This is a genomic window from Microbacterium sp. BDGP8 (genome assembly GCF_029991045.1).
Taxonomy (GTDB): domain Bacteria; phylum Actinomycetota; class Actinomycetes; order Actinomycetales; family Microbacteriaceae; genus Microbacterium; species Microbacterium plantarum.
This window is the reverse complement of sequence record NZ_CP120712.1, coordinates 3,104,826-3,117,927: the sequence shown is the minus strand read 5'-3', so window position 1 is coordinate 3,117,927 and position 13,102 is coordinate 3,104,826. Positions and strand designations below refer to the sequence as shown.

Sequence of the window (13,102 nt, the reverse complement as noted above, 5' to 3'; positions counted from 1 at the left end):
CGATCGAAAGGCTCCTTCATGCGCACGAAGCGCGTCTTCCACGCCGTGGACTCCCATACCGAGGGGATGCCGACACGGGTGATCGTCGGCGGCGTCGGCACCCTGCCCGGCGCCACGATGGAGGAGCGGCGGCAGCGGTTCATGGCCGAGAACGACGGGCTGCGACGCCTGCTCATGAACGAGCCGCGGGGCCACAGCGCGATGAGCGGTGCGATCCTGCAGCCGCCCACCCGGCCGGATGCCGACTTCGGCGTGCTCTACATCGAGGTGTCGGGATGCCTGCCGATGTGCGGCCACGGCACGATCGGGGTCGCCACCGTGCTGGTGGAGACCGGCATGGTGCCCGTCGTCGAGCCCGTCACGACGATCCGGCTCGACACCCCCGCGGGACTCGTCGTCGCCGAGGTGGCGGTGTCGGACGGCCATGCCGAGCGGGTCACCATCCGCAACGTGCCCTCGTTCGCCGTCGGGCTCGGCCGCACGGTCGACGTCCCGGGGTTCGGTGCGGTGACCTATGACCTCGCGTTCGGCGGCAACTTCTACGCGATCGTGCGCCTCGACGACCTCGGTCTGCCGTTCGACCGGTCGCGCAAGGACGACCTGCTGCGCGCGGGGCTGGCGATCATGGCGGCGGTCGACGAGGCCGACAGCCCCGTTCATCCGGTCGACGGCACCATCCGCGGCTGCCATCACGTCTATCTCGAAGCGCCCGGATCGACCGCGCGGCACTCGCGGCACGCGATGGCCATCCACCCGGGCTGGTTCGACCGGTCGCCCTGCGGAACCGGCACCAGCGCGCGCATGGCGCAGCTCCACGCCCGCGGCGAGCTTCCGCTGCACACCGACTTCGTCAACGAGTCGTACATCGGCACCGCCTTCACGGGTCGCCTCGTCGAGCAGACCGAGGTCGCCGGCATCCCGGCGGTGATCCCGACGATCACCGGCCGCGCGTGGGTCACCGGCACGGCGCAGTACATGCTCGACCCGAGCGATCCGTTCCCCGAGGGGTTCGTCCTGTGAGCGCGGGATCGGTCGGCGTGCCCGTCGTCTCGGCGGCCGACATCGAGCGCGCGATGACGCCGGCCGCGGCCGTCGAGGCGATCGATGCGGCGCTGCGATCGGGGCTCGACGTCGAGGCCGACCACGAACGGATCTTCGCGCCGCTGACGGCGGGCGACTTCCTGCTGATGCCGTCGGAGTCACCGGATGCCGTCGGCATCAAGGTGGCGACGATCGCGCCCGGCAACACCCGGCTCGGGCTGCCGAAGATCAGTGCCTGGTACCTGGTGTTCGATCGCGAGACCTTGCAGCCTGCGGCGATCGTCGACGGCACGCGGCTGACGACGCTGCGGACGCCCGCGGTCACCGCCGTCGCCGTCCGCGACCTGCTCGCCGCCGACCCGCGCGGTGCCCGGCGGCGGATCGACCGTCTCGCGGTGCTGGGGTCGGGTCCCCAGGCGATCGAGCACGCGACGACGCTCGCGGCGATCCTGCCGGTCGGCGACGTGACGATCATCGGGCGGACGCCCGAACGGGTGGAGGATGCCGTCGTGACCCTTCGCGAGCGGGGTATCGATGCCCACGCCGGGACGCTCGCGGCTGCACGGGACGCGGATGTCGTCGTCACCGCGACCTCCTCGAGCACGCCGGTCGTCGATCTGGGAGACATCGCGCCGAGCGCCGTCGTCGCCGCCGTCGGGGCGCACGGGCTCGATCACCGTGAGCTCGGCGCCGACCTCGTGCGGGCCGCCGATGTCGTCGTCGAGGCCCGTGCCTCGGCCCGGCGCGAGAGCGGCAACCTCGCGGGCGCGGCTGGCGGCGCGCCGCTCGCCGAGCCCGCCAACCTCGCCGAGCTGGTCTCGGGCCGCGTCTCACGCCGGCCCGGAGCGCCCGCCGTGTACACCGGCGTCGGCATGGCCTGGGAAGACCTCGCCGTCGTGCAGGGGATCATGGAGGTCATGCGGCGGGGGTCCGCATCGGAGGAGACGACATGAGCACGCCCGAGTTCCGCAACGTGGTCCGGCTGGACAAGCAGCCCAGCATCCGCTCGACCGTCACGCGTGCGCTCCGCGCCGCTGTCATCAGCGGCGAGCTGCAGCCCGGCCGGGTGTACTCGGCGCCGAGCCTCGGTGAGCAGTTCGGCGTCTCGGCCACGCCCATCCGCGAGGCGATGCTCGACCTCGCCCGCGAGGGTCTCGTCGTCACGATCCCCAATCGCGGCTTCCAGATCACCGAGGTGTCCGAGCGCGACCTCCGCGAGGTGACCGAACTGCGCCTCATGCTCGAGCCGCCCGCCATGGAGCGCGCGACCCCGCTCATCCCGGCCTCGGCGCTGCCGGACCTCCGGCGCAAGGCCGCCGACATCGTCGCGGGCGCCCAATCGGGTGACCTGGTGGAATACCTCGCCGCCGACAGCGACTTCCACCTCGCGCTGCTGCAGTACGCCGGTAATGCCCGGCTCGTCGACCTCGTCGCGGGGCTCCGCTCGCAGACGCGCCTGTTCGGTCTGGCGAACCTGCACGAGCAGGGGCGGCTCGTCGCCTCGGCCCACGAGCACGACCTGATGCTCGACGCGATCGAGGCGGGCGATGCCGCGGGCGCTCGCGACCTCGTCCACCGCCACATCGAGCACGTGCTGACCGACTGGTCGGGCGAAGCCCCCGCACGCTCGGATGTCGCGGACGGCGGTGTCGGCACGTGACGGAACGTCCCGGGAATCCCGACGTCCTCGTCATCGGCGCGGGCATCGTCGGCGCGGCGGTCGCCCGTGCGGCGGCGGAGGCCGGGTTCTCGGTGACCGTCGTCGAGCGAGGAACGATCGCGGCCGGCACGACGAGCCGGTGCGAGGGCAACCTCCTCGTCTCGGACAAGGAGGTCGGACCCGAGCTCGAACTCGCTCTCCACTCGCAGCGCATCTGGCGCGGTGAGCTCGCCGAACACGCGGCGCGGTGGGAGTTCGAGGCCAAAGGCGGACTCGTCGTCGCGGCGAGCGAGGGCGGCAAGACGGCCCTCGACGCGCTCGCCGAACATCAGCGCTCGCTCGGCATCCGGGCCGAAGACGTCCCCGACATCGCGGCACTGCACGACATCGAGCCGTACCTGAACCCCGCGATGGCCGGTGGCGTCTACTACCCCGACGACGCCCAGGTGCAGCCCGTGCTCGCCGCGCATCATCTGCTGCGGCTCGCCCGCGACCGCGGCGCCCGATTGCTGACCGGCGTCACGGTCACCGGCATCCGCACCCGCGCCGGACGTGCGATCGGCATCGATTCCTCCGCGGGCGCGATGGACGCGGGCGTCGTCGTCAACTGCGCCGGGCCATGGGCGGGCGAGATCGCCACGCTCGCCGGGCTCGAGCTGCCCGTCCTGCCCCGGCGCGGCTTCGTGCTCGTGACCGAGCCCGTCCCGGTGACCGTGCGGCACAAGGTGTACGCGGCCGAGTACGTGCAGAACGTCGCGTCGTCGGATGCGGGGCTCCAGGTCTCTTCGGTCGTCGAGGGGACGCCGAGCGGCACGATCCTCATGGGGGCGAGCCGCGAACGCGTCGGCTTCGACACGTCGTTCTCGGCCGAAGCCGTCGGACGCGTCGCGCGCGCGGGCGCCGAGCTGTTCCCGGTGCTCGCCGACGTGCAGATCCTTCGCACCTACTCGGGTTTCCGGCCGTACTGCCCCGACCACCTGCCGGTCATCGGTCCCGACGCCCGGCTTCCGGGTCTCTGGCACGCCGCGGGGCACGAGGGCGCGGGCATCGGACTCTCCGTTGGCACGGCCGCCCTCATCGTGCAGGCGCTCCGCGGCGAGCCGACCGACCTGCCGCTCGACGCCTTCCGGCCCGAGCGCTTCGCGGAGCGGGTCGCGGCATGAGCGCGGACATCACGAGCGGCGAGACCTTCCGCTTCGACGGGGCGCCGGTGCCGTTCCGCCCCGGCCAGACCGTGGGTGGCGCGCTCGCGGCATCCGGCGTCGTCTCGTGGCGGGCCACGCGGGGGAGCGGCGAGCCCCGCGGGCTCTTCTGCGGCATCGGCGTCTGCTACGACTGCCTGCTGAGCGTCGATGGACAGCGCTCGCAGCGCGCCTGCGTCACGCCCGCACGGGCCGGGCAGGACGTCCGCAGCGACAATCCGGACGCGCCCCTGCCGCTGCCCGCGCCGGAGGGGGCTGAGCCGTGAGCGTCGAGAATCGCGCCGACCTCGCCGTCGTCGGGGCCGGACCGGCGGGCCTGTCGGCGGCCGTCACTGCGGCCGAGGCCGGGTTGCGGGTCGTCCTCGTCGACGCGGGCACGCAAACGGGCGGCCAGTACTGGCGGCATCCCGACGAACGGCACCTCGGTGCTTTCGCCGATCCCGAGCACACGGGGCACCACCACTGGCAGCACTATCGCGGACTGCGCGATCGGCTGCGGCGTCAGATCGAGGCCGGAGGCGTCGTCCACCGCGCCGGCCGGCAGGTGTGGCGGATCGACCGCGAGGCGGCCGGCGGGTTCCTGCTGCGGACGACCGCCGTGACCGGGATGGATGCCGCGGCAGCGGTCGATCGCGCGATCCGCGCCGAGCGCGTGGTGCTCGCGCCCGGAGCCTACGACCGGCAGCTGCCCGTGCCGGGCTGGACGCTGCCCGGCGTCATGGCCGCCGGCGGCGTGCAGGCGATGCTGAAGGCGAACCAGGTCGCGGCCGGCCGTCGCGCCGTCGTCGCGGGAACCGGGCCGTTCCTCCTGTCGGTGGCGGCGGGACTCGCGCGAGCGGGCGTCGAGGTCGTGGCCGTCTGCGAGGCGAACGCGCTGTCGCGCTGGGCCGCGACGCCGCTGCGGGCGCTGCAGGAGCCGGGCAAGCTCATCGAAGGGGTCGGCTATGCGACGACCTTCGTCCGAGAACGCATCCCGCTCCGCACCCGCACGATCGTGACGTCCGTCGCGGGGGAGGGGCGAGTGACCGGCGCGACGATCGCCCGGGTGGATGCCGCCGGGCGCGTGCGTCCGGGGACGGAGCGCACCCTCGACATCGATCTCGTCGCCTTCGGCTGGGGCTTCACCCCGCAGATCGAGCTCGTGGTCGGTGCCGGGGCGGAGACCCGGATCGACGTCGACGGGTCGCTCGTCGCGGTCGTCGACGGCGACCAGCGCACGAGTGTTCCCGGTCTTTACGCAGCCGGCGAGGCGACCGGCATCGGCGGCGCCGTGCAGTCGTGCGCCGAGGGTGAGCTGGCAGCCCTCGCGGCGGCCGTCGACGCGGGTCTCGCGGTGCCGATGGCATCGGCCCGGCGTCTGCGGCGGCGGATCGCGCGCGGTCGGAGCTTCGCGGTCGGGATGCATCGGGCGAGCCCCGTGCCCGAGCAGTGGGCGACCTGGCTCCGCGACGACACCCTCGTCTGCCGGTGTGAGGAGGTGCCGGTCTCGGCCGTCCGCGACACGGTGACCGACCTCGCCGCCGACGACGCCCGGGATGTGCGCGTGACCGCGCGCCCCGGAATGGGGATGTGCCAGGGGCGCGTGTGCGGCTTCGCGCTCTCGTGCCTCGTCGGCCAGGAGACCGGACGTCCCCGGCGGGCCGCCGATGTCGAGCCCCTCGTGCGCCGGCCGATCGGTACGCCCCTCCGCGTCGCAGATCTCGCCGAGCTGGCCGAGCCCGCGGCGCAGGCCGAGCCCCCGGGTTCCGCCGACCTCGCGGGCTTCGCCGGTCCCGCCGGGTTCACCGCCGCCGCCGACCCCGCAGACGTCACCGACCCCGCAGACCTCCCCGACTCCGCAGACCTCTCTCCCCGGAAGGAACGCTCATGACCACCGCAGCATCCCCCGCCACGGCGACGCCCGTCGCCGACACCCCGATCGCCGAGGTCGACGCGTTCGTCGGGCTCGCCGCCGAGGCGTCATCGGCCTGGCGAGCGGCGTCGATCGCCGTCCGGGGCGAGGCGCTGCGCGCGGTGGCCGACGGGCTCGACGCGCGTGCCGACGACCTCGTGCTCCTCGCCGGCCGTGAGACGCATCTCGCCGAGGCGCGGCTGCGCGGCGAGCTGAAGCGCACGACGTTCCAGCTGCGCCTGTTCGCCGAGGTGCTCGCCGAGGGCTCCTGGCTCGATGCGCGCATCGACCACGCGGTCGCCGACTATCCGATGGGGGCACCGCGCCCCGACATCCGGCGTCAGCTCGAGGGCATCGGCACGGTGCTGGTGTTCGCGGCGAGCAACTTCCCCTTCGCGTTCTCCGTCGCCGGCGGCGACACCGCCAGCGCGCTCGCGGCGGGGAACGCCGTCGTGCTCAAGGCTCACCCGGGCCACCCGCACGTGTCGCAGCTGACCGGCGAGATCGTCACGGCGGCCCTCTCGGCGGCGGGCGCGCCCGCGGGTATCTTCACGGTCATCCACGGGACGGATGCCGGGGTGCACGCGCTGCGGCATCCCGAGGTCCGTGCCGCCGCCTTCACCGGGTCGATCGCCGGCGGCCGCGCGCTGTTCGACATCGCGATGTCGCGGCCCGAGCCGATCCCGTTCTACGGCGAGCTCGGCAGCGTGAACCCCGCGTTCGTCACGCGCGGTGCCGCCGAGTCGCGGCCGGCGGAGATCGCCGAGCAGTTCGTCGCCTCGGTCGTCGGCAGCGCGGGGCAGCTGTGTACGAAGCCCGGCCTGCTGCTCGTGCCCGCGGGGTCGGGAGTCGTCGACGCGCTCGCCTCGATCGTGCTGCCGGGGCCTGCGCCGCTGCTCAACGATTCGATCGCGTCGGGCTTCCGCCGGGCGTTCGACGGCGCCGCGCAGCACGACGGGGTCGACGTGCTCGTCGGGGCTCCCTCGTCGGACAGCGACACGCCGCCCGCGCCCGCCCTGCTGCGGACGACCGCCGCAGCGGTGATCGCCGACCCCGACGCCCTCGTGTCGGAGATGTTCGGGCCGGCGGCCCTCGTCGCCGAGTACGACGACGATGCCCAGCTCGTTGCGGTCGCGAAGCTGCTCGAGGGTCAGTTGACCGCGACGATCGTCGCCGAGGAGGGCGACGCGGTGGCGGCCGAGCTGCTGCCGGTGCTCGCGACGAAGGCCGGCCGCGTGCTGTGGAACCAGTGGCCGACCGGTGTCTCCGTGACGTGGGCGCAGCAGCACGGCGGCCCGTACCCCGCCACGACAGCGGTCGGGACGACGTCGGTCGGAACCGCCGCGATCACCCGCTTCCTGCGGCCGGTCGCGTATCAGAACGTGCCCGAGGCGCTGCTGCCCGCCGCCTTGCAGGAGGCCAACCCGCTCGGCATCCCCCGCCGCGTCGACGGCATCCTGCAGCCCTGAACCGCCCCTGCTCTTCCACGTCGAGTCGCCAGGGAATGCGGATGCTGGCATCCTCGCATCCGCACTCTTTGGCGACTCGACGGGGATGGGCCCGGGTCACCGGGTCAGGTGCTGGGTGCCGACGGCGGCGCGGGTGGCACTGAGGGCGGCGTCGAGGTCGGGGTAGCGCAGCTGGGCGACCCGGATGAAGACGAAGTCCGCGACGGCGAGCTGCGCCATCCGGCTCGCGAGCGCTGCAGCGCGCAGGGTCGCCTCTCGAGCGGGGGTGCGCAGGGTGGCGGATGCCGCAGCGGCGAGGGGCGAGTCGGTGTCGTTGGTGATCGCGACCGTGAACGCTCCGGCGTTCGAGGCGATCTCGACGGCGCGCAGTACATCGATCGTGCCGCCGCTGAACGAGAACGCGATCGCGGTGGTGCGTTCGTCGGCGAGCGCGGCGTGCACGAGCTGAACGTGCGTGTCGTGGGAGCTCAGGCACATGATGCCGATGCGCTGCAGCTTCTGCGCGAGGTCGGCCGCGGCGAGGCCCGACGCGCCGACGCCGAAGGTGACGACCCGCTCGCTGTCGGCGATCGCTCGGGCGATGCGTTCGAGGGCGTCGAGATCGAGCATCCGGCCGGTCTGCTCGATCGTCCGCGCCTCGTGGAACGCGACCTTCGCGACCATCTCGGCGGGGGAGTCCGACGGGTTCAGCTCGCCCTCAGCGATATTCGAGCGCTCGAGCTCGATCGCTCGCCGTGAGACCTCCTGGGCGAGCTCGACGCGGAACGAGGGGTACCCCGCGAATCCGAGGCTCTTCGCGAAGCGGACGACCGACGCCTGCGAGACCGACGCGCGCTCGGCGAGTGTCGTGACGGTCGCGGTCACGGCGAAAGCGGGGTCGTCGAGCACCGCGCGAGCCACCTGCACCTCGGCCGGGCGCAGACGGGGGATGATCGCGCGGGTCGCTTCGAGGACGTCGCCGTCCATGTGCCTCCTCGGGAAGTCGGTTCAGTCTTCCACAGATCTTGACAAAAGTTGCCGCCAAGAGCACTCTGTGTGAAACAAAGTGCCACGCGCCCATCGGCGTGCGCCGCACCCCGACGAGGAGCATCCGTGACCACCCCGCACCCGACCCCCGCCACCGAGACGCCCAACCCGCTGACGGGCGAGCTCGACGCGATGTCCGTCGATGAGATCCTCCGCGTCATGAACGACGAGGATGCCGGGGTGGCCGGGGCCGTCGCGGCCGCGATCCCCGCGATCGCCCGATCCGTCGATCTCGCCGTCACCGCGCTCTCGTCCGGCGGGCGCCTCGTCTACCAGGGGGCGGGCACGAGCGGCCGTCTCGGCGTCCTCGACGCGGCGGAGTGTCCGCCGACGTTCGGCACCGACCCCGCCCAGGTCGTCGGCCTGCTCGCCGGCGGTAACGAGGCGATGTTCCGCGCGATCGAAGGTGCGGAGGACTCCCGCGAGCTCGGCGCTGACGACCTGACCGGCATCGGACTCACCGAGCGCGACGTCGTCGTCGGCATCGCGGCATCCGGTCGCACGCCCTACGTCATCGGCGGACTCGACGAAGCCCGTCGAGTCGGCGCCGCGACCGTGGCGATCTCGTGCAGCCCGAACGCCGAGATCAGCGCACACGCCGACGTCGCGATCGAGGTCGACAACGGTCCCGAGGTGCTCACCGGCTCGACCCGGCTCAAGGCGGGCACGAGTCAGAAGCTCGTCCTCAACATGATCTCGACGGCGACGATGGTGCGTCTCGGCAAGGTCTACGGCAACCTCATGGTCGACGTGCGCCCGAGCAACGAGAAGCTTGTCGCCCGCGCCGTCCGCATCGTCCAGGCCGCGACCGATTGCGATACCGCCACCGCCCGCCGCGCGCTCGACGAGGCCGATGGTCACGCCAAGACGGCGATCGTCGCGATCCTCTGCGACGTCGACGCGGCGACCGCCCGTGAGCGGCTCAGCGCGGGCGCGGGCTTCGTCCGCGAAGCCGTGCGCGACCGCGCCTGACGCGCCGCCCGCCCGTACCCCCGAACCCAGCACCCGACACCCGAACCCCGTCCGCCGGAAGGAATCACCGTGGATTACCCCGAACTCAGCGAGGAGATCCTGCCGCTCGTCGGCGGCTCGCAGAACATCGCCTCGTACACGAACTGCATGACGCGCCTGCGGCTCAATCTTCATGACCCGTCGAAGGCGGATGTCGCGGCGCTCCGGCGCCTCGATGGCGTCATGGGCGTCGTCGACGGCCCGCAGCTGCAGGTCGTCGTCGGTCCCGGTCACGCGCAGCGCCTGCGCGACGCCTTCGCCGAGGTCGTCGACGCTCCCGCCGAGGCTCCTGTCGACGATCCCGAGGACGAGGTCGCCGACATCGCGGCGGCCGCGGCGGGGAGCCGGGCCGCGGGCGCGCGAGCAGCCGGCGGCGGCGAGCCCGTCGACGCGGCGACCGACCTGCGCACGCTGCAGCAGCAGAACACGCAGAAGGTGAAGTCGCGGCACACCTCGCGGGTGCACGGGCTGTTCCGCCACATCGCGAACATCTTCGTGCCGATAATCCCCGGGTTCATCGCCTGCGGACTCGTCGTGGCGATCGGCAACATCTGGAAGCTCATCGACCCGAGCGTCACCGCCAACCCGTGGTTCCTGGTGTTCGCGGCCCTCGGCACGATCGTCGTCACCTCGCTCAACCTCATCGTGGGGCTCAACACGGCGAAGGAGTTCGGCGGCACCCCCGTGCTCGGCCTCATCGCCGGCGCCATCTCATACCTCCCCGCGCTCGCCGGCGTCGCCGCGACGACGGCCGCCGACGGCACGGTCACTCCGGCGCAGCCGCTCGTGCTCCCGCTGTTCGGCGAGCTCAAGCCCGCGCTCGGCGGCATCATCGGCGTCATGGTCACGGCGTGGCTGTTCACGGTCATCGAGAAGTGGATCCGCAAGCGCGTTCCCGCCTGGGCCGACCTCTTCGTCGTGCCGGTCGTGACGCTTCTCATCGGTGCCGTCATCTGCATCTTCGTGATCATGCCGATCTCGGGTCTGCTCATGCAGGGCATCAACTGGTTGCTCATCGACTTCGCCCTCGAGCGCGGCGGCGTCATCGGCGGATACCTGCTGTCATCGCTGTTCCTCCCGCTCGTCATGCTCGGCATCCACCAGGGCCTGACGCCGATCCACGCGCAGCTCATCACCGACCACGGCTTCACGGAGCTGCTGCCGGTTCTGGCGATGGCGGGGGCGGGCGAGGTCGGCATGGCGATCGCGATCTTCCTGAAGACCAAGAGCACCCGGCTTAAGAACATCATCCGTGCGGCGCTGCCCATCGGCGTGCTCGGTGTCGGGGAACCGCTCATCTACGGCGTCTCGCTGCCCCTCTTCTACCCCCTCATCACGGCCTGCCTCGGCGGTGGCTTCGGCGGCGCGTTCGTGGCCTTCGGCATTCAGGCCAGCGGCGGGTTCGGCGCCGGTGCCCTCGGGCTCTCGGGCGTGCTCATGACCGCCGTCATCACCAACGGCGCGTGGCTCTGGTACGTCGGCGGCCTCGTGATCTCGTACATCATGGGCTTCGTGCTGACCTGGTTCTTCGGCTTCAAGGAGCACATGGTCGAGCGGCTCGGCTGAGACAGGAGCGCCCCGATGCTGTTCTCCATCTACCCCACGGATGCCGCCGAGACGCGGCGGACCGTCATCGATCAGGTGCTCGCGACGGCGCCGTCGTCCTCGCCGGCGCCCGGCGCGTCCGGCGACTCCGGCGATGAGCGGATGCTGTTCACCTCGCTGCACATGGTCGACACCGGCGAGCTCGCCGCGTTCGGCGAGGTGCTGCGCGCGGCGCACGACGATGACGGCGTGACCTTCTGCGCCGACGTCTCGCCCGTCGCGCTCGAGTACGTCGTGGCCGGCGACGAGGGGTGGGGCTGGCTCGCGCGCCGCGGCATCACGATGCTGCGACTCGACTACGGCTTCGACGCCGATGAGATCGGCCGGGTCGCCGAGGCGTCGGGATGCCGCATCGCCGTCAACGCCAGCACGGTCGACGTGGCGTTCCTCGACGAGCTGGCGGGGCTGCCCGTCGTGGGCTGGCACAACTTCTACCCGCGGCCCGAGACGGGCCTGACGGCGTCGTTCCTCGTGGCGCAGTCGCGGCTGTTCCTCGACCGGGGGATGCCGGTGCTCGCGTTCATCCCCGGCGAACGGGAGCTGCGTGCGCCGCTGCACCTCGGCCTGCCGACGCTCGAGGTGCAGCGGCACCACAACGCCTGGCGTTCGTACCTTCAGCTGCGGCGGCTCGTTCCCGAGGCGGTCGTCGTCTGCGCCGAGGGCGCTGTGGCCGATGACCACGCCGCCTGGATCGCGGAGTTCGAGGCGACCGGCACGGTCACGCTGCCGGTCGTGGGACTGGATGCCGCGGCATCCGTGCTGCTGGAGCGGCCCTGGCGGCTGCGGGTCGAGGAGGCGGCGGCATCCTTCCGGCTGGACGAGACGCGCGGCGGCATCCGCCCCTCCCGCATCCGCAACGCCGATGCGCGTGAGCGCGGCAGCCTGCAGGTCGACCTCGACGCCTACGGGCGGTATCGGGGCGAGGTGCACCTCATGCCGGCCGATCGCCCGCTCGATGCAGGCCAGGCGCGCATCGGCGAGGTCGCCGCGCCGTACCGCGGCATCGTCGACGACCTCCGCCCCGGGCAGACCGTCCGCCTGATCCCGCTGCCTTCCTGACCCCTGCGACGGGGGCGGCGAGAGGGACCGATTCTTGCTACGTACTACTAATACGTAGTATCAATCGCAGGAGGCCGTCCGTGGGGAAGGTCGGTAAAGTCACATGCCAAGAAAGGCAGTCATGGGGAAACGGCCCACGAGCCGCGACGTCGCCGCCCGCGCGGGGGTCTCGCAATCGACGGTCTCGCAGGTGTTCACGGGGCGCGCGGGTATCTCCGCGGCCACCCGGGAACGGGTCTTGGAGGCCGCGCGCGAGATCGATTACCGGCCGAACCTGGCCGCCCGCTCGATGCGCACGACGCGAACGGGCCGTCTCGCCGCGGTGCTGCCGATCACCGCGTTCCACTCGGCTCCGCTGATCGCCGGCACGATCGAACGGGCCCGTGCCGCCGGGTACGAGGTCGAGGTTCAGAGCATTCCCAACGCGCCGGACCAGCGTCGACCGCGACTGCTCGAGATGATCGATTCCCGTCAGTTCGAGGGAATCCTCTGTTACGCCCCCGTCCCCGGTGACGACCTCGCGCGGGTCGACCCGAACGTGCCGGTGCTGACGCTCGAGGAGTTCGACGACGACATGCGCGTCTCGGGCGAGATGCTCGACGTCCATCCGCTCGAGAGCATGGTGGAGCGGCTCGCCGAGCTCGGGCACCGGAGGTTCCTGCACATCACCGGCGCGCGCAGCTACCCATCGGCGGATGCGCGACGTCGTGCCTATGAAGCGACGGTCGCTCGCTTGGGCGTGCAGTCCGTCGGCGTCGTCGAGGGCGATTGGAGCGCGCAGTCGGGCCTCGACGCCATCCGTTCGCTCGATGGCGACTCACTGCCGCTCGCCGTCATCGCGGCGAACGACTTCATCGCGACGGGCGTCGTCCGGGGCGCGCTCGAGCGAGGCTGGACCGTGCCGGGGGATGTCAGCGTGACCGGGTGGGACGATTCGCCGACGAGTGCGTTCCAGGTGCCGTCGCTCACGAGCGTGTCGATGGACTACGTCGAGCTCGGCCGCCGCACCGCCGACCGGCTCATCGCCCTCATGCGGGGCGAGCAGGCGCCGTCTCCCACCGAGCCGCTGCAGCACGTGGTCTGGCGGGAGTCGACCGCCGCTCCCGCCTCCGCCTCCTGACGTCGAGTCGCCACGATC

The 13,102-nt window shown here is 72.3% G+C and carries 12 protein-coding genes; 11 read left to right on the top strand and 1 reads right to left on the bottom strand.

The window, feature by feature from the left end; translation table 11 throughout:
• Positions 1-18: 18 nt before the first annotated feature.
• The 7 genes from P6897_RS15030 to P6897_RS15000 are packed head-to-tail and all read left to right on the top strand — an operon-like array spanning position 19 to position 7,263.
• Positions 19-1,020, top strand: coding sequence for a proline racemase family protein (locus P6897_RS15030; RefSeq protein ID WP_274179465.1), 1,002 nt, complete (start codon positions 19-21; stop codon positions 1,018-1,020).
• Positions 1,017-1,994, top strand: coding sequence for an ornithine cyclodeaminase family protein (locus tag P6897_RS15025; protein ID WP_282501663.1), 978 nt, complete (start codon positions 1,017-1,019; stop codon positions 1,992-1,994). Before P6897_RS15030 ends, P6897_RS15025 begins: the two co-directional genes overlap by 4 nt.
• Entirely contained in the window at positions 1,991-2,701 is a 711-nt protein-coding gene (locus P6897_RS15020) for a GntR family transcriptional regulator (protein WP_112617632.1), read from the top strand. Before P6897_RS15025 ends, P6897_RS15020 begins: the two co-directional genes overlap by 4 nt.
• Positions 2,698-3,864, top strand: a complete 1,167-nt coding sequence (locus tag P6897_RS15015) for an FAD-dependent oxidoreductase (protein WP_282501662.1) — start codon at positions 2,698-2,700, stop codon at positions 3,862-3,864. The genes P6897_RS15020 and P6897_RS15015 overlap by 4 nt, the downstream gene beginning before the upstream one ends.
• Entirely contained in the window at positions 3,861-4,169 is a 309-nt protein-coding gene (locus P6897_RS15010; protein WP_282501661.1) for a (2Fe-2S)-binding protein, read from the top strand. The genes P6897_RS15015 and P6897_RS15010 overlap by 4 nt, the downstream gene beginning before the upstream one ends.
• Positions 4,166-5,773 carry an FAD-dependent oxidoreductase gene (locus tag P6897_RS15005; RefSeq protein WP_282501660.1) on the top strand — a complete coding sequence of 536 codons (1,608 nt, stop codon included), beginning with the start codon at positions 4,166-4,168 and terminating at the stop codon, positions 5,771-5,773. Before P6897_RS15010 ends, P6897_RS15005 begins: the two co-directional genes overlap by 4 nt.
• Positions 5,770-7,263, top strand: coding sequence for an aldehyde dehydrogenase (NADP(+)) (locus tag P6897_RS15000; RefSeq protein ID WP_282501659.1), 1,494 nt, complete (start codon positions 5,770-5,772; stop codon positions 7,261-7,263). Before P6897_RS15005 ends, P6897_RS15000 begins: the two co-directional genes overlap by 4 nt.
• Before the next feature lie 96 nt (positions 7,264-7,359).
• On the opposite strand, the gene P6897_RS14995 is transcribed toward P6897_RS15000, so the two are convergent.
• Positions 7,360-8,229 (bottom strand): MurR/RpiR family transcriptional regulator, encoded by an 870-nt coding sequence (locus tag P6897_RS14995; protein WP_274179459.1) that lies wholly within the window; start codon positions 8,227-8,229, stop codon positions 7,360-7,362.
• A 126-nt stretch (positions 8,230-8,355) separates the two neighbouring features.
• On the opposite strand from P6897_RS14995, the gene murQ reads away from it, so the two are divergent.
• The 4 genes from murQ (at position 8,356) to P6897_RS14975 (ending at position 13,084) form a co-directional block, all read left to right on the top strand.
• Complete coding sequence (murQ, locus tag P6897_RS14990; RefSeq protein WP_274179458.1) at positions 8,356-9,261, top strand: N-acetylmuramic acid 6-phosphate etherase; 906 nt, start codon at positions 8,356-8,358, stop codon at positions 9,259-9,261.
• A 69-nt stretch (positions 9,262-9,330) separates the two neighbouring features.
• Complete coding sequence (locus P6897_RS14985) at positions 9,331-10,866, top strand: PTS transporter subunit EIIC (RefSeq protein ID WP_274179457.1); 1,536 nt, start codon at positions 9,331-9,333, stop codon at positions 10,864-10,866.
• 15 nt (positions 10,867-10,881) lie between these two features.
• Positions 10,882-11,964 (top strand): MupG family TIM beta-alpha barrel fold protein, encoded by a 1,083-nt coding sequence (locus P6897_RS14980; RefSeq protein WP_282501658.1) that lies wholly within the window; start codon positions 10,882-10,884, stop codon positions 11,962-11,964.
• Between the two features lie 103 nt (positions 11,965-12,067).
• The gene (locus P6897_RS14975; protein WP_282501657.1) at positions 12,068-13,084 is read left to right on the top strand and encodes a LacI family DNA-binding transcriptional regulator; all 1,017 of its coding nucleotides are present in this window, start codon (positions 12,068-12,070) and stop codon (positions 13,082-13,084) included.
• The last annotated feature ends 18 nt before the right edge of the window (positions 13,085-13,102 follow it).

Coding starts and splice junctions, on each gene's coding strand:
- P6897_RS14980 (WP_282501658.1), top strand. CDS start 10,882: ATGCTGTTCTCCATCTACCCCACGGATGCCGCCGAGACGCGGCGGACC.
- P6897_RS14975 (WP_282501657.1), top strand. CDS start 12,068: ATGCCAAGAAAGGCAGTCATGGGGAAACGGCCCACGAGCCGCGACGTC.
- P6897_RS15020 (WP_112617632.1), top strand. CDS start 1,991: ATGAGCACGCCCGAGTTCCGCAACGTGGTCCGGCTGGACAAGCAGCCC.
- P6897_RS15030 (WP_274179465.1), top strand. CDS start 19: ATGCGCACGAAGCGCGTCTTCCACGCCGTGGACTCCCATACCGAGGGG.
- P6897_RS14995 (WP_274179459.1), bottom strand. CDS start 8,229: ATGGACGGCGACGTCCTCGAAGCGACCCGCGCGATCATCCCCCGTCTG.
- P6897_RS15010 (WP_282501661.1), top strand. CDS start 3,861: ATGAGCGCGGACATCACGAGCGGCGAGACCTTCCGCTTCGACGGGGCG.
- P6897_RS15000 (WP_282501659.1), top strand. CDS start 5,770: ATGACCACCGCAGCATCCCCCGCCACGGCGACGCCCGTCGCCGACACC.